A 17,139-nucleotide genomic window follows, 5' to 3' on the forward strand; every position below is an offset into this window, starting at 1 on the left:
AGTGCTGTGCTATGTATAAGAAGATATTTCATGTAACCGATATGTTGAGAGAACATGACACAAAAGAAAAAAAGGTACTGTCTTCACAACAATACCTTGATTTTTTTCTATCAGTATTGATTACATCAGGGTTGCAGCAGATTGACCTGTTCAATTTGTACATCACTCATAATTTCACCTTGAGCGAGTAACTGATTAAAATAGTCTTCAACTACATTGAACTGTTCAGCCGTACTTTCAACTTTATACATGTTCTGACGAAACTCATTACTTGAACGCAAGCCTTTGGTATACCAAGCAATATGTTTACGTGAAATCCGGCAACCCGAATATTCTCCATAAAACTCATACAGTTCAGATAAATGTCCTAACAGTACCTCTTTCACTTCCTGAATATTCGGTGCAGCTAAATGTTTTCCAGTGGCTAAATAGTGGGAAATTTCACGGAAAATCCAGGGACGACCTTGTGCAGCACGTCCAATCATCAAGGCATCTGCACCCGTGTAATCGAGTACATATTTGGCTTTTTCAGGACTATCGATATCACCATTGGCAATCACGGGAATATTCAACATCTGTTTGACTTCTTTGATCAAACTATAGCGTGCAGTATTCAAATACATATCTTCGCGGGTCCGACCATGCAATGCCAATGCGGCTATACCCGCTTCTTCGGCACGTTTGGCAACCCGCATAATATTTTCATGACCATTTAAGTAACCTAAACGGGTTTTTAAAGTCACTGGTACATCCACAGCAGCCACCACCGTATCTAATATACGTGCAACCAGATCTTCATCTTTTAATAATGCAGAGCCTGCCAGTTTATTACAGACTTTTTTAGCGGGACAGCCCATATTGATATCAACAATCTGTGCGCCATTCGCGACTTGATAACGTGCCGCTTCGGCAAGATCGAATGGGTCGGAACCTGCAATTTGTGCAGATATCGGCGCAAGTTCACCATCAAAATTGGCACGGTACAAACTTTTCTTACTCATGCGTAAGGTCTGGTCTGAGGTCATCATTTCACTAACGGCATGTCCTGCGCCAAAATACTTACATAACGTCCGAAATGGACGATCCGTAACACCTGCCATCGGAGCAACAATTAAATTATTTGACAGCTGATATGGACCAATATACATATAAATTCATCACTTTTTCGACCGGCATAGTATACTGCATCTGCTGTATTGGCTCATCCTTTTGGAATATGTTTTCATCATTATGAAAAAAACTCATTTTCTTTCTTCTCCTGTTAAATCCTTGAGTATCCTGGCTTTGTCTCTTAGTTTAGTGGCATGTGGAGATAATTCCTGGTGGTCAAAAAATAACGAACCAACTTTAGAAGAAGATCAAATCAAGCGTCTTATTCCAACACGTGTCAATGATCGCAGTTCATGGGCCAAAGATATTTACAGTATTACAGACCAGCTCGACATTCCTCAAACCAAGGAAAATATTTGCAGTATTGTGGCGGTCGTCGATCAAGAGTCTAACTTTGTCGCAGATCCGCAAGTTCCCGGTTTAGGTCAAAAAGCAGTCAAAGAAGTTCAAGACCGTTTAGATGAAAAATTTAAAGATAAATTAGGTGATGCGATTGGCGGAACAGTTGCAGGCTATTTCCAGGAAGTCTTAAAAAATCAGCCAAGCCCTGAAGATAACTATTTAAGCCAAATGCGTCGGGTAAAAACCGAACGAGAATTAGATGAATTATATCGTGAAATTTTTTCCTATATGTCAAAGCATTATCATGTCAGCGCACTAACAGGTGCTGCTAAACTAGTTGGACAGGATATTAGTGAAAAATTAAATCCAATTACGACATTGGGCTCAATGCAAGTTCATATTGGTTATGCTAAAGATCATAAACGTCAAGGTGGCAATAGTGCCGAATTACGTACCGACTTATATAGTCAATATGGTGGTTTGTATTACGGGATTCACCGTTTAATGATGTATCCTGCCGATTACGACAAAGCCATATATCGTTTTGCAGATTATAACTCGGGCATGTATTCAAGTCGCAATGCAGCCTTTCAAAGCATGCTGAATGATTTAACAGTAGCTGAGCTAGACTTGGATGGTGACTTATTGCTTTACACTAAAGAGGGTTCAATCCGTTCTGCTGCTAGCCAGTCTGAACGCGAATTGACCAGTGTTTTTGCAGCCAACAATATATTAGTCACACCACGACAAATTCGTTCTGACTTGAAAAAAGAGAAAAATAAAAGTTTTGAAGATACTGCGACCTATCGTGCTGTAACCAAGCTTTACCATGAAAAAACAGGCAAAGATCCTATGTATGCGATTATGCCTGAAGTAGTCATTTCTGGTCCTAAACTAAGCCGTGAATATAATACCAACTGGTTTGCCACACGCGTAAATGGAAGATATCAATCATGTATGCAACGAGCAAAAAGAATAAAAATTTAGCGCTCTTCGATTTTGATGGAACCCTGTGTAAAAAAGACAGTTTCACGGGGTTTATCTTCTATGCTTTATCTAGACGCCATATCATTAAACAAGGCATTAAAATCCTGCCTTGGATTCAGGCCTATTATTTAAATGCTTACCCCGCACATGCCATGCGATCTAAATTATTTCGCGCAATGTTCAGCAATGCAGATGCTTTAGAATTACAGCAAATTGCTCAAGAATATGCCAATAATTTATTATCCCAGTTAAATCCGTCCTTGCTGAAACAACTTAAACAGCACCAAGCTTTAGGCGATGAAGTTGTACTGGTTTCTGCATCAGTTGATGTTTATCTGCAACCTATTTGTAGCTTATTGAGTATTAATTTAATTTGCACCCAGACTGAACAAATAAATAATACATATACTGGAAAATACACGACTCCAGATTGTAGTTCGGAACAAAAAAGGCAGCGTATTTTAGAGAAGTATTCTTTACACTACTATTCTGTAATTTATGCCTATGGAAATAGCATTGAAGATAGAGAAATGTTGGAGCTAGCTGATCATCGCTATATGGTCGGCGTAGATAAAACCCTCCCTCAATTACCTACAAATATTCAAATTGCAATTTAAAAAATATAAATTTTTTAACTCATGTAGATTATCTTGCGAGTCAATAAGATGAAGAAAATTTAATAAAAAGTAAAACTAAAGCAATGTTTTTGCAATATAAAACATAGTTTAACAAAATAACAACTCTGATTTTTTTAAGATAATTTATTCTTATAAACAAATGATAATTCATAAATCAGGGTATTTATTTCATGAATTTATTTAACCCACCAAAATTATTAAATGGCCTACAGATACGCTTTGGCGAAAATCCAATGGCCTTGTTAGCCTTGTTTACCGGACATGCCAGCAAACAGCAGTGGAGTGAGCAAGAAATTGAGAATGTGCTAAGGACTGCAAAAAAAGGTAATTACATGAATTTAATTAAAACCTTACGTGCACATATCCATCATTAAAAAACCACTTCAATTGAAGTGGTTTTTTATATCCGCTTTTATTTATTTCTTGAATGGAAAAGCGTATTTAGCAATACGTTTAATTACGCTGCCATACTGCTTGATAAGGCTGGCATTATTATAATTTAAGCCATATTTTTCACATACCGCTTGCACTTTCGGCGCCATTTTACGATAACGACGTGCCGGGACATCAGGATATAAATGATGTTCGATTTGATGACTCAAGTGGCCGGTTAAAATATGAAAGGCTTCTGAACCGGTTAAATTCGATGAACCACGGATCTGACGCATATACCAATGCCCGCGACTTTCATTTTGAAGTACAGATTTCGGGAAGACTTCGACATCTTTAGTGAAGTGACCACAGAAAATAATACTAAAAGTCCAAATATTACGCATACCATTCGCTACCAGGTTACCAGCTAAAACAGGTAAAGCTGCCGGACCAGCAATAAGTGGAAAGAACACATAATCTTTAAACAATTGTTTAGTGATTTTGCGCTGCATCGGACGCCATTCTTGTTTCAATTGTTCTTTTGTTTTGCGCCCTTTCAAGACTTTACCAATTTCAAGATTTTGAATCGCTACGCCCCATTGAAACAATAAGCAAAATGGAATTGCATAAATCGGTTGTAAAAGATAGCCGGATTTCCAACGTTGTTCCGGGAAAAGTCGAAGCAATCCATAACCGATATCATCATCCATACCCTTAATATTGGTATAGGTATGATGTTTATAGTTATGGGTTTGACGCCAGTTATCCGCTGTACCAACAATATCCCACTCATAACTTGGACCATGGAATTTTGGATCATTCATCCAGTCATATTGACCATGCATGACATTATGACCGAGTTCCATGTTTTCCATAATTTTAGAAAAACCAAGTAAAGCTGTACCTAAAAGCCAGGCTGGCGGAAACCAACCTGCAAACAAACAGGCACGACCCGCGATTGATGAATAACGAATGGTTGAATAAACACGGCGAATATATTTCGCGTCCTTTTCACCAATATCATTTAACACTTCTTGTTTAATGGCATCCAACTCACGTGCCAGTCCATCTAACTGAGATTGAGTAAGTTCACCATTTTTAGGATTTTTAAAATATTCTATTTTTACGGGCATATTCATTATATTTGACTCACTTATAAATCAATAACAAGATCAGACTGTGCTGAATTGATACAAATTTTTAATACATTACCGGGTTCTGAATTTTGTCCGCCATTCACCAAGTTCTTGGTTGAACCTTCAACTTTATTGCAGACACATTTATTACAGATCCCCATACGGCAACCATGGGCAGGTTTTATGTTCTGCTGTTCAAGGCTGGCTAAAATTGACTGGCCCTTTGGAATAGCAAGCACTTTTTTCGACTTCAATAAGGTTACATTCACAAAGCCAGTTTCAGAATTTTCGACAGGTGTCATGCTGAAAGCTTCACTTTTAAAACTTTGCGCATGTGCAAATAACTGTTCAGCCTGCGCGACAAATCCAGATGGACCACACGCATACACCACGCTATTTTCAATATTTTCTACTAATGCAGCATGCGCCTGATTTAGACGCTCACCGGCATCGGCTTCTTGGGTATAAAAAACCTGAAATGAGAAATTTGGATATTGTGCAGCAAGCTGTTCAAAACGTGCTTTGAAAGCGACATCTGCATATTCTCTAACCCAATACAACAACTGAATAGGTGCTTGAATTATGCGATCTGTTTTAGACAGTGCTTCGAGTAAACTTAGCATTGGTGTAATACCACTACCCGCAGCAAGCAAGACTATCGCTTGAGCCTGTTCAGATAACAGCATATCGCCATAAGGCTGTCCAAATTCAAGGATATCGCCGACTTTCGACTGTTCAACCAACCAAGAGCTGACTTTACCTTGATCGACTTTTTTCACCGTCAACAAAACACGTTGTGAATCAAGTTGCGTCAAACTATAGCTGCGTTCATAGCGAATGCCATCAACTTCTACAAAGATCGGATGATGCTGCCCAGCTTGTCCAACCTCAAAATGACGATTGAACTGAATGGTGAGACTCACCATATTTTGAGCAGAATTTTCTTTTTGAACAATTTTGCCTAACGCCTGGTTAACTGACCAAAGCGAGTTAAATTTTTGCAGCCAAAAGTTTGCTGCATGCTGATCAATAACCGTTTCAGCAAGAGAAACCAAGGGAGATTTGGTTTTTTCTAACACATGCACAGTAAGCACCACGCGATTGAATTTTAATTATTATACACATGTATATATATTTGTATATATATTCGTATTGTTTCTATTCATTTCCCAAGTGAGCTAGCAACCGCTATAATGGCTGAGTATCTCTAATCCTTTGAAAAATATGAATCAGTCTTCAATCAAAAAAAATGTTGATGTCATAACTGCTACACAAGGTCTTGCTCATGAGCTAGTTATAGTCCGTACGGTTGGTCGAAAAGCAACAATTACTAAAGAAGAACTGTTTCAAGCTGCACTTAATTTAATTGGTCCTCAAAAAAGTATTTCATCCTTAAGCCTGCGTGAAGTTGCCCGTGAAGCGGGAATTGCACCTAACAGCTTTTACAGACATTTCAAAGATATAGATGAACTTGCAATTGAATTGATTGATCGTTCAGGGAATGTATTACGTCAAATTTTGCATCAGGCACGCCTAAAAGCGTCCAAACAAAGCAGTATTATTCGCAGTTCAGTAGAAGTCTTCATTGAACAGTTAGATGCAGATGAAGGAAATTTAAGCTTATTACTTCGTGAAGCCTATACCGGTTCTGCTTCCTATAAATTGGCAGTCGAGCGCCAGTTAAATTATTTTCAACAAGAATTAAAAGATGATCTGATTCGTTTGGAACGTCTTAATCACAGTAAATTATTTCATCCTGACATTGTGGCCAAAGCCATTACTCAATTGGTATTCAATATGGGTGCGACAGTAATTGATATGCCCATGACTGAACGCAAAGAAATTGCAGAACAAACCATGATTATGATTCGCATGATTTTAGAAGGTGCACGTCATCTGGATGTAGCACAAATTCGATGATGCTTAAATATTTAAGGACTTACCCCTAATTCATTAAATCCTTAAATATTGTTTAAATGCTTTTCTGCTGAGCAATAATGGATTTAACCAGTTCAGCTGTTTTTTCGGGCTGTTCCAATGGAAACATATGTCCGCCTTGCATTAAACTATAATTAATCCGATAAATCTTTTGCATCGCTTGCGGAAAACCTTGCTTGTAAAAGGGGCTATTCTGCGCACTCATTAAATGTACAGGCACAGCTGGGGCTTTTCTTGGGGTACGCCACCACCATGCAGGCACTGTTCTAAAAATTTCCGCTTCAACTATTTTAGGCACAGCCAACGTCACTCCCCCACGTTTAACATCCTGTTGCAAACCACAGGCTAAAAAATCCTGGAAACACCTTTCATCAAAATGTTTAAATAATGAATTATGCCGCATTGAAGCATAGGCTTGCTCACGGTTTTCCCAGTGATCCGTACGTTTCAAGGTGATTCCTGCGGGTGTAAACCGGTCGATTGACTTAAGTTTTAATTTTTTTGCAATTTCAAACATTGGTGACTTCGCACCAATCACAAAAGGCGGATCCATAATCACCAATTGTGAAAATAAATCAGGGCGCTTATAGGCACTCATGAGGGTAAGTAATGAACCAAAAGAATGCCCAAGACCTATGACCTTTTTTCCATGAAATTTCTGTTCAATATCATTAATAATTTGGTCAACCAAATAACGCCAATCATGGGTAATGGGATATTGAGGATCCATTCCGATCATTGAAATGGACTTCAAATCAAACTCATCTTCAAAGCAATCGAAAAACTTTTGATAACTTGGTGCAGGAATTCCATTGGCATGGGTAAAATGAATCGCTGTCCTTTTAAATAATGAATCCTGCATGGAGTTAAGCTCTTCTTTTATTAAACGTATGAACGTCGTCTAGCTTAAGGAAAAGTCTGCTTAATTCAAATCATTAAATCGTAGATCAGCTGACTTCAAAGTCAGTCTTTCTTTATTATGAAGCCTTATTATAAAAATATTTTTCAATGCATTACCATTATTTCTGTGAAATAACCAGAAATTGATTGCCTAGAAAAGTTGCCCCACAAGTCGTTTTATCTCCAGCAATAACCACTCCCCGTCCTTTCACAATTGTAGATCGATCTCTGGCAATTGCAGACACCACTGCGTGACATTGGGGACAATAATGTTTCATCCCATGCAAATGCACTGCAATTCCATTGATTATAAATGTATTTTCGCATTCGGATACAATGCCGCCATGTGTGGTCGAAGACCCCAGAGTCACTAAAGATTTAGCCATAATTTTTTCTAATTTTATTTATATAATTTATGCGCCATCTTAGCATGAGATGAATTCCAAGCTCTAATCTTCCATTGTTCACACAAATAAGACCTAGAGAATTTTAAGCAATAAAAAAGCACCCGAAGATGCTTTTTTAAACAAGTTTTGAAATTACGGTTTAACTACAACCAACACCTGAATCGCTTCCGGTGTTACCGATAAACCATCAAGTAAGCTAATGCCTTCTGATTGAAATTTTTGCAGGCGTGCAATTTCGTCTTCACGAATACTTGGATTAAATTGCTTCAAGTAAGTTAAACGGTCAATTTCATATTGCCATTTATTGCCATACACTTCTTTGGCTTGTTGCTTGAAGTTTGGCAGTGCTTTTTTAGCAAGATCAAGCGCCTGTGCATAACGCTGCTCAATCACATCACGGCGGGCTTTCACCACCTGACGACAGCTATTGCTATCCAAATGATGCAAATACGGTTTTAAAATACTCGGATCAATCTTGGCAGATAAGTCCTGTCCTGTTTCGCTGAGCAATACGCGAATTAACTGTTGTGGCAAGCTTGAAGGTAGATTCAATGCTTTCGGTGCAATCACATCCACTTTAAACCACACTTCTAACAATAAAGAACCCTGTTTCAAGGCATTCGATTTTAACAGTGCGACGTTAGTGCTACCAAATGACTGGGTGTTAATCATTTCCATCACACTTTCAGTGAATGGATGTTCAAGCGTTAAATACTGTGCATCTTCGCGAACTTGTGCCTGATCACGATAGAAAGTCGCAGTCATGCCTTCTTCATCTAAAGACAAACCTTGAACCTGCATTTGATCAGTTGGCTTAATGATTACCGTACCATTGCTTTGCTCATCAAAATCGATATTGGTCGATGCCATGAAGCGCTTCATAAACATTGGCAACGTAGTGTTGTCATCATAGTCTTCAAGCGCTTGAACAATTTCTTGCGCCACAATTGGACGACATGAATTGTATTCAAGCAAGCGGTCACGCCCTTCCTGCAATTCAGCTTCCAAGGCTTCACGCTGCACGCTGACTTCTTCAAGCAAATCTTCAAACTGTTGCCCTAAATCTGACAATAAACAATCTTTTAATTTGGCAATGAAGTTTTCTTGCAGCGTTTGGGCAGCGGGTGAAATATTGCCGAAGATATTTAAACCTTCGTTATACCAACGGAACATACGCTCTTGCGCTGTACCAGCTAGATAAGGCACATGAATTTGAATACGGTTTTCCTGACCAATCCGGTCCAAACGACCAATACGTTGTTCTAAAACATCTGGATTCGCTGGCAAGTCAAACAGGATGAGGTCAGAGGCAAACTGGAAGTTACGTCCTTCTGAACCAATTTCCGAACATAGTAAAATTTGTGCACCATAAGAATCTTCAGCGAAATAAGCCGCAGCCTGGTCACGTTCTAAAAGACTCATGCCTTCATGGAACATGGCAGTACGAATACCGGCATGTAAACGAAGTACATTTTCCAAAGCTTCGACTACTGGACCACTACGCGCGATGAGCAATACTTTTTTATGTTTAAGCTCGGTACGCAGCATTTCCATCAGCCACATCACACGTGGATCATGCTCCATCCACGCGCCATCCAGCTGTGCTTCTTCAGGCCACATTTGTTCACGCAGCTTGCCGTCTTTCGACCAGTTTGCAGGTGCAGGTAAAGCAACAGGCTGACAGTCACGACCCGGGAAACCCTGAATCGCTTCACGGGTATTACGGAATAAAATACGGCCTGTACCATGGCGGTCCAGCAATTCATGAATGGCACGGAAACGCTGTTCTGGCTCATCCTGAATGCTATGCCCTAGCAATCCTTCAATCGCAGCTAAATGAGCTGGTTCCAAAGGCAAATCTGACATCAGCACTTCAGCAATTTTTGCGGTGTGATGATATTGCTCTTCTTCGTCTAGGAAACGATCGAGTGAGCTAAAACGCTGCGGATCAAGTAAACGTAAACGGGCAAAATGGCTTTCTACCCCCAGCTGCTCAGGTGTTGCGGTAAGCAATAACACGCCCGGGGTTTTTTCAGCGAGTTCTTCAACAAGATCGTAACGGTCATTCCCGCCTTCTTCTTCGCTCCACATCAGGTGATGCGCTTCATCTACGACAAGAAGGTCAAAACCGGCTTCTAATGCTTGTTCACGTAAATCATCATGATCGACCATTAAATCGACACTGGCAATAATGCATTGCTCAGTCAAGAATGGATTTAAATCTGGATCATGTTCTTTAATAGACGCGGTACGGGTTAAATCAAATAATGAGAACTGAAGATTGAAACGGCGGCGCATCTCAATCATCCACTGATATTGCAGTGAATCTGGAACCAAAATCAGAATACGTTCTGAACGACCAGTTTTAAGCTGCTGGTGAATGATCAATCCGGCTTCAATGGTTTTACCCAAACCTACTTCATCGGCAAGTAAAACACGCGGCGCAAAACGCTGACCGACTTCATGTGCAATATACAGCTGATGGGGAATCAGACCGACACGTGCCCCAATCATGCCACGTAATGGACTGGATTTCATATTGGCTTGCATCATCAAGGCTTCAATACGAAGGTCATACCATTCTTTATAGTCCACCTGACTGGCCAGCAAACGGTCTAGCGGTTTTGAAAGCTGAATATGTGCACCAACACGGGTTTCGTTTAAAGCTTTACGTTCTTCAGTGCCATCTTCAAGGGTACGGATTACGTTATAACGCACCACGCCATGACGGTCTTCAAAAGACTCAACCAGCCACTTTGTGCCTTCCTGATCCTGCAATTCATCTTTAATATTAAAAACAATACGTGATAAAGGTGCATTGTTACGTGCGTAAACACGTGTTTCATCACTCTTCGGGAATAAGATGCTAACCGATCGTTCATCTACATCAATGAGAACCCCTAATCCAAGCTCTGTTTCTGTATCCGATAACCAACGCTGACCAATAGCAAACTGATGCAATTTTTCCACCTTTATCTAAAAATGAGGACACTTATTTTCAAGATCAAAACCTGTTTAGTATTTGAGCAAGAAAATAGGTCTTTAAGCAATATATTTTGACATAAAGCCCACTAAAAAGTGCGCAAAATCGATGACGATTAAAAAGTTTTTACCTTAAAAAGGAACAGGATAATAAAACTCCACCCGTTCCTCTGTTTGAGGATGGTAAAAACTCAAGTGTTCAGCATGCAAGCACAGTCGAGGAATCAACTGTTGCTGCTCTGGTGTGGCATACAAGGTATCACCCACAATCGGATGACCGAGATACTGCATATGTACACGAAGCTGATGTGAACGACCTGTAATGGGAGTAAGTTTGACACGCGTTACCGCCTGCCCTTGAATTTCAAAATGTTCGATGGCTTGCCAATGGGTAAGTGCAGGCTTGTTATGATTGGGAGCAGCAATATGTAAAGGTGGATGTTCAGGATCGTAAATGACCGGAACATCAACCGTGCCTTCTCCGTCAAGATGTCCGGCAACGACGGCCTGATAGGTTTTTTCTGTTTGGCGTTCCTGAAACTGACGGGAAATGGTTTTTTGCCCCCATTTAGTCAGACCAAAAACCAGAATACCTGAAGTATCACGATCCAGACGATGAATCAGTAAAGTTTTCGGTTCTATTTTTAATAATCTGTTGATCACGCAATCTTGTAAATCTTCAGTTTTACCGGGAACGGTGAGTACACCTGCAGGTTTATGGATCACCATAAAATCTTCGTCACGATGTATCAGGTGTTCGGTTAGAAAATTACTCAATGTTCAATCCCAGGCTGATCGCGAAAACAAGCCGGCAATGATAGAAAGCTTGGCGCAGAATTACAATGCGCAATACTACAATTGGCGACGGATTTTCCGATTTTGCTCAAAAATTATTTCAATCTCGCGTTATGAACGTGCGGATTGCAATATAAAACCCACCAAATCATGTAAAGAAGCATGCTCTACAATATCTTCGTACCTCACATTTGCACCATGCGCACGCCAAGTTCCGACCAAAGTGACGATAGTGATAGAATCCAGGCCGTATTATTTCAAATCGATATAAGGATCAATTTCAAGCGCATCCATATTCAGCTGCTCTGCAACGGCAAACATGATCCCCTTGGTTGAAAGCACATAATTTGACGGTGCACTTAAATCCCACAGCCGGGCCAAACTATAACTATTCATGTGGTGCAAACCTTGTGCCGAGATATTTTCTATCCACTGGATATGCTGATCTTGATTCGGCAATAAAATTGCATCATCAACCACACAGATCTGTTCAGTTACACTTTGCAGGTGCGGCAAAATCTGTTTCAGCATCGGCGTGACCTGCCCAGCAAAAATCAGTTGTGGATGAGATGATGCATATTCACCGAGTTGTTGCATCCCCTGCATCAGATCATCACCGTACAAATCAAATATCGGAATATCTAAGGCTTTAGCTTTATTGCTGATCTGAATGAGATTAGTCATCAGGTCGCTGTGTTGTATGCCTTGAAGCATCCGCAAATTTTGTAATCCAACAAGTACTAATACTGAATGTGCAGCAGCAAGCTGCCATTTGGCTTGAGATGGAGCAAGTTGAATTTTTTTGGGCATGGGATACAGCATGGGAAAACTACTATTTAGCATATTGCAACATTGCTGTATGCTAGCCTAAATTGTATAAGTTAATAAGTTTTTGATTAACGCTGTAAGATTAAAAACATTCTAAAAATCTGTCCAACACACAAAATAAACAGTAAATTTATGAAATATAATAATTTTTAAAGCCTATGGATATTTTACTTCACTATATTGATTTAGTTGGAACTTTTGCTTTCGCCTTAAGTGGAGCAATGCTGGGTATACAGAAAAAATATGACATTTTTGGGATATTCTCCTTAACGGCGATCACGGCAATTGGCGGAGGTGTTCTTCGAGATTTATGTCTTTCCGCCACCCCTCCTTCAGGTCTCATTAATGAAGAATATTTCTTTGCAATTTTCCTAGCATTTCTATTAAGTATTTTATTTCAACATATAGTTTTTTCTTTAGATAAAGCTTCTTTATTATTTGATGCCTTGGGATTGGGGTTTTTTGCCGCATTTGGGGCAAATAAGACTTATGCACATACCGGTAGCGTACAACTTTCAATTATCATGGGCTGTATGAGTGCGGTCGGTGGTGGGTGTTTACGGGATGTTTTATGTGGACGTACACCGATTATATTTACCAAGGAAATCTATGCAAGTGCGGCAATCATAGGCGCTGCAATCGAGGTTCTAGGTTCAAGTGGTGTTATTTCATCTGCTTATAGTATCTGGATTGCAATAATTACCTGCACTCTAATTCGTCTGATTTCATTGTATTACGGGTTAAATTTACCCACAATAAGGTTAAAATCAAAATAATTTCTAGAAATGCTAAAGCGAACCATCCTAGTTTTATTAGAGGCAGTTTATTTAAGTTCAACAACCTTTCCTAATGCATTATTTATATTCTTATGGCATAAATCCCCAAGCAGTTGGGGTAGCTTTGAAACGAGGTTATCTCGTGTGTAGGTGAATAGGAAAAGTCCAAAATTGGACTTAAAATATCCCTCTACACACTAACCATAATGCTTTAAATTTAAACAATAGGTCAAAAAAAAGATTATCTCTCATGCCTAATGTTAGGCATTCTTCAATTTTCCTGTTATGCCTTAATTTTAACTAAGATTTAATTTCTCCCTCTAGTTTTAGAAAAGCTAAAGATAAGTTTTATGCTTGCACCTGTGCTAAAAACTTCTCTATCGCCTGTTGAGCAATCTCCGCATCTTCAAAGGATTTCACGCCTGACACACCCATTGCTCCAACAAGCTGCCCTTGATACATAATTGGCTCGCCACCTTCCAGCATTCCTGAGAAACTTTCCATGGTCAGAAAGCCCATTTGACCGCCTTTGATAATATCTTCAAATAACTTAGATGGACGGCGACTCATTGCTGAGCATTTAGCTTTTTCGATTACCAAATTTGCAGTCATTGGCGCTGTACCATCCATACGTTTCATCGCCAGCAAATTTCCAGTTTCATCTACGACAGCAATACTGACATTGAAACTGTTTTGAATAGCGTATTGATGAGCTTCATTTAATAAAAATTCAGCATCGCTTAAAGTCAAATAATGTTTGGTTTGCATTCGTCTTTTTCCCTTTTCAAAATCCCTATAAAAAAGCCCGAACGAATTCGGGCCTGATCTAATGTAAACTCTAAATATTAAGCTTTCATTTCTGCAAAGGTTTCTTTGGCAGCTTGAATCGTATAAGCAATATCTTCATCACTATGCGCAGCTGAAATAAAGCCAGCTTCAAAAGCAGATGGTGCAAGGTTCACGCCACGACTTAACATGCCATGGAAAAATTTACGGAACGCAGCAACATCACATTTCAACATTGAATCGAAACTGGTGATGTCTTCTTGATCGGTAAAGTACAAACCAAACATACCGCCAACTTGTTGAGTCTTAAACGGAATACCTGCTTCTTTCGCAGCTACTTCTAAGCCTGAAAGTAACTTAGCAAGTTGTGCAGTTAAATTCTCATAGAAGCCTTCGGCACGTAAATGTTTGAACATTTCAATACCAGCCCGCATCGCCAGTGGATTACCAGACAATGTGCCCGCTTGATACACTTTACCCAATGGCGCGATGCATTCCATCACTTCGCGTTTACCACCAAAAGCACCTACAGGTAAGCCGGCACCAATGATCTTACCCAACGTGGTTAAATCAGGTGTTACGCCATAGTGAGCCTGTGCGCCACCCAAACCGACACGAAAGCCAGTCATCACTTCATCAATAATAAACACTGAACCATGTTCATCACACACATCACGAATGGCTTGCAGGAAACCCTCAATCGGTTTCACCAAGTTCATGTTTCCTGCCACAGGCTCAACGATTACACCAGCAATTTCAGAACCGAATTTCGCGAAGCATTCTTTTAAAGTCGCAATATCATTGTATGGAAGCGTGAGCGTATGCTTGGCAAAATCAGCAGGCACACCCGCCGAAGTCGCCTCACCTTCACCACTGGTCAACATACCTGAGCCTGCTTTAACCAAAAGTGAGTCTGAATGACCGTGGTAGCAGCCTTCAAATTTTACAATCTTGTCACGACCGGTATAACCGCGTGCTAGACGAATCGCGGTCATGGTCGCTTCCGTACCTGAGTTGGTCATGCGAACCAATTCAATTGACGGCATAATTTTACAGATAATATCTGCTAATGTAGTTTCATGTACGGTTGGTGCACCAAAACTTAAACCATCAACCGCAGCATCCTGAACGGCCTTAATAATTGCCGGATGCGCATGCCCCAAGATCATCGGTCCCCATGAACCTACGTAATCGACATAGCGTTTACCATCAACATCGAACAAATATGCGCCTTTGGCTTTTTCAATAAATACAGGCGTACCGCCCACCCCATTAAATGCACGTACTGGCGAATTCACCCCACCTGGAATATGTTTGCTGGCTTGTTTAAACAATTGTTCTTGCTTTGGAGATAAGCTCATGAAGGCACTCGACTAAAAATTAAATCAATCAAAAATATTTTATGCGGTAGCTTGAAAAAGTGCAGACCATTCATCTAACCGCTCAGGAATGGCATGCATAGGAAGTCCCAATATATCGCTAATTACTGCGCAATAATCCGCCCCGGATTCAATGACTTCGCTGGAGTTCTCAACCGTTAAACCGCCAATCGCACAGAGGGGTACGTTCAGTTTTTCTTTGGCCAGTTTTAAGGTTTCTAAGCCAATGTTTCCTGCTTCAGGTTTAGTGTGGGTAGCATAGATCGCACCAAATGCTACATAATTTGCACCCTCTGCAATTGCCTGTTCAGCCAAATCAAGGGAGTTATTACAGCTGCGACCGATCAACACACCTTGAGGCAAACGCGCAACTGCCTCGACAATAGAACCATCATCCTGACCTAAATGCACACCCACACCGTATTTGACGGCCATTTCAAGATCATCATTAATCACGAAAGGCACACCGTATTCAGTACACATGGCTTTCATATACTCGATTTCATAAAGTTGATCGTCTTTAGCGACTTTTTTACGACGGTATTGCAAGACCGCAATGCCGCCATTCGCCATTGCACCTTCTAACTTCGCCAATAAAATCTCTACAGGGTCATCATTGGTAATCAGATATAAACCGCGCATAACAAACTGCCAAAACTAAAACTGCCCTATTATAGGCATATCAAGAGCAAGATTCAGCGTATCCGGCTTATTTTCATGAAGATAAAATCAATAAATTCGTAAAAGTCTAAAAATATATAACCAACGCATTTTTTTCGGAATAAGTGAAAAAATACCTATGTTTAGTGACAGCTCATGTGGGTATTAAACGGGTTAATCAATCTACAGAATACCCATAAACAACAATACAATGTAAAAATAAAACTTGGAGCGACCATCTGACTGTATCATTCTTGGTGAGAAAAACACGCTTAAGGAAGCAAAGGATTAGAGAGTCACTTTATTTTCCCTCCACGATCACCTTACTAAAATAAATCAATAAAAAAAGCCTAGAGAAAGGTCGCTCTAGGCTTGGAAAACTTAAGATTACATCTTTATTCAATCCGAGAAATTAATTGAATAAGTATAGAACCATTAATAGAATATTCATTATATTTTTGCAAGTACGAGTCGGTCAAATTCTGTATTATTTTATCTTAAGGTAAAATTTGGTTTTTTGATAGAGCAACTTTCGTCCACAAAAAATGTTTCATTCATTAACTTGAAATTTTATCCATTGAACGATCCCTTAGACTCAAATTTCCCCGTAACACATCAGCTAACATACGCCAGTCTGAAATAAAACTGTATAGGGGTTGTTTAAAACTGGCCGGTTTATTCTTTTCAAACATGAAATGTCCTACCCATGCACAGGCATAGCCGGACAATAAACCATAAGCCAAATATTTTGGTTTTCTTTGGCGAATGGCCTTGCTAAAGAAATACACCCCGACGCTGCTTCCAAATACATGCAAACGGCGACTGCTGATATTACGGTGCTCAGTCAAATAAAAACGGTAAAATTCATGATAGTTCTGAATCGGAAGCTCGAATTCAGGTTCTCGATGATGTTCGAAGTTTAGCTTTACAAGTCCATTCATTGTCATAATCCAGAGTATTTTTATTTAAGTTAGCGCAGATTTTATACAAATAAAAGCTTAGTTTGCTATTAGTTTTTGTTCATTTCAAAAGCAATTACTTAAGAATTTCTTCGTCAAGTCTTACATGAAAAATCATTTTCGTTACAATCGGAGACTTAAAAT

Annotated in this window: 16 protein-coding genes and 1 pseudogene; 5 read left to right on the plus strand and 12 right to left on the minus strand. The window is 39.7% G+C overall.

Annotated elements, in window-relative coordinates; translation table 11 throughout:
• Window positions 1–125: 125 nt before the first annotated feature.
• Entirely contained in the window at window positions 126–1,148 is a 1,023-nt protein-coding gene (gene dusB / locus AC3CAU_RS02455) for a tRNA dihydrouridine synthase DusB (RefSeq protein ID WP_447053265.1), read from the minus strand.
• Between the two features lie 82 nt (window positions 1,149–1,230).
• Here dusB and AC3CAU_RS02460 point away from each other — a divergent pair, with 82 nt between their 5' ends.
• The 3 genes from AC3CAU_RS02460 (at window position 1,231) to AC3CAU_RS02470 (ending at window position 3,451) form a co-directional block, all read left to right on the plus strand.
• Entirely contained in the window at window positions 1,231–2,439 is a 1,209-nt protein-coding gene (locus tag AC3CAU_RS02460; RefSeq protein ID WP_447053266.1) for a DUF1615 family protein, read from the plus strand.
• Window positions 2,406–3,056 (plus strand): HAD-IB family hydrolase, encoded by a 651-nt coding sequence (locus AC3CAU_RS02465; protein ID WP_424620663.1) that lies wholly within the window; start codon window positions 2,406–2,408, stop codon window positions 3,054–3,056. Before AC3CAU_RS02460 ends, AC3CAU_RS02465 begins: the two co-directional genes overlap by 34 nt.
• Before the next feature lie 191 nt (window positions 3,057–3,247).
• A complete protein-coding gene (locus AC3CAU_RS02470; RefSeq protein ID WP_131215682.1) occupies window positions 3,248–3,451 on the plus strand; it encodes a hypothetical protein in 204 nt (67 codons plus the stop codon).
• 42 nt (window positions 3,452–3,493) lie between these two features.
• Here AC3CAU_RS02470 and AC3CAU_RS02475 read toward each other — a convergent pair whose 3' ends face one another.
• Together AC3CAU_RS02475 and AC3CAU_RS02480 are read right to left on the minus strand one after the other, a co-directional pair.
• Complete coding sequence (locus tag AC3CAU_RS02475) at window positions 3,494–4,588, minus strand: fatty acid desaturase family protein (protein ID WP_131215684.1); 1,095 nt, start codon at window positions 4,586–4,588, stop codon at window positions 3,494–3,496.
• A gap of 14 nt (window positions 4,589–4,602) precedes the next feature.
• On the minus strand, window positions 4,603–5,670 hold the full coding sequence (locus AC3CAU_RS02480; RefSeq protein WP_131215686.1) for a ferredoxin reductase: 1,068 nt from the start codon (window positions 5,668–5,670) through the stop codon (window positions 4,603–4,605).
• A 139-nt stretch (window positions 5,671–5,809) separates the two neighbouring features.
• Between AC3CAU_RS02480 and fabR the strand changes: the two genes are divergently transcribed.
• Entirely contained in the window at window positions 5,810–6,505 is a 696-nt protein-coding gene (gene fabR / locus AC3CAU_RS02485) for an HTH-type transcriptional repressor FabR (protein ID WP_131215687.1), read from the plus strand.
• 52 nt (window positions 6,506–6,557) lie between these two features.
• On the opposite strand, the gene AC3CAU_RS02490 is transcribed toward fabR, so the two are convergent.
• From AC3CAU_RS02490 to AC3CAU_RS02510, 5 genes and pseudogenes are all read right to left on the minus strand, one after another.
• The gene (locus AC3CAU_RS02490; protein ID WP_447053267.1) at window positions 6,558–7,385 is read right to left on the minus strand and encodes an alpha/beta fold hydrolase; all 828 of its coding nucleotides are present in this window, start codon (window positions 7,383–7,385) and stop codon (window positions 6,558–6,560) included.
• Between the two features lie 157 nt (window positions 7,386–7,542).
• Entirely contained in the window at window positions 7,543–7,809 is a 267-nt protein-coding gene (locus tag AC3CAU_RS02495) for a PAAR domain-containing protein (RefSeq protein ID WP_131215692.1), read from the minus strand.
• Window positions 7,810–7,962: 153 nt separating this feature from the next.
• Window positions 7,963–10,800 (minus strand): RNA polymerase-associated protein RapA, encoded by a 2,838-nt coding sequence (gene rapA / locus AC3CAU_RS02500; protein ID WP_447053268.1) that lies wholly within the window; start codon window positions 10,798–10,800, stop codon window positions 7,963–7,965.
• 144 nt (window positions 10,801–10,944) lie between these two features.
• Window positions 10,945–11,589 (minus strand): RluA family pseudouridine synthase, encoded by a 645-nt coding sequence (locus AC3CAU_RS02505; RefSeq protein ID WP_131215696.1) that lies wholly within the window; start codon window positions 11,587–11,589, stop codon window positions 10,945–10,947.
• Window positions 11,590–11,718: 129 nt separating this feature from the next.
• Window positions 11,719–12,429, minus strand: a pseudogene (locus AC3CAU_RS02510) (phosphopantetheine-binding protein).
• 164 nt (window positions 12,430–12,593) lie between these two features.
• Between AC3CAU_RS02510 and AC3CAU_RS02515 the strand changes: the two are divergent.
• Window positions 12,594–13,211: a trimeric intracellular cation channel family protein gene (locus AC3CAU_RS02515; RefSeq protein ID WP_424621160.1), complete on the plus strand. Its 618-nt coding sequence runs from the start codon at window positions 12,594–12,596 to the stop codon at window positions 13,209–13,211.
• A 348-nt stretch (window positions 13,212–13,559) separates the two neighbouring features.
• Here AC3CAU_RS02515 and AC3CAU_RS02520 read toward each other — a convergent pair whose 3' ends face one another.
• The 4 genes from AC3CAU_RS02520 to AC3CAU_RS02535 form a co-directional block, all read right to left on the minus strand.
• A complete protein-coding gene (locus AC3CAU_RS02520; protein WP_447053269.1) occupies window positions 13,560–13,979 on the minus strand; it encodes a GlcG/HbpS family heme-binding protein in 420 nt (139 codons plus the stop codon).
• Between the two features lie 77 nt (window positions 13,980–14,056).
• Entirely contained in the window at window positions 14,057–15,358 is a 1,302-nt protein-coding gene (gene hemL / locus AC3CAU_RS02525; RefSeq protein WP_447053270.1) for a glutamate-1-semialdehyde 2,1-aminomutase, read from the minus strand.
• A gap of 39 nt (window positions 15,359–15,397) precedes the next feature.
• Entirely contained in the window at window positions 15,398–16,018 is a 621-nt protein-coding gene (thiE, locus tag AC3CAU_RS02530; protein WP_447053271.1) for a thiamine phosphate synthase, read from the minus strand.
• Between the two features lie 575 nt (window positions 16,019–16,593).
• Window positions 16,594–16,977, minus strand: a complete 384-nt coding sequence (locus AC3CAU_RS02535) for an Mpo1-like protein (RefSeq protein WP_424621152.1) — start codon at window positions 16,975–16,977, stop codon at window positions 16,594–16,596.
• Window positions 16,978–17,139 lie beyond the last annotated feature (162 nt).

It is taken from the genome of Acinetobacter sp. GG23 (assembly GCF_057766365.1).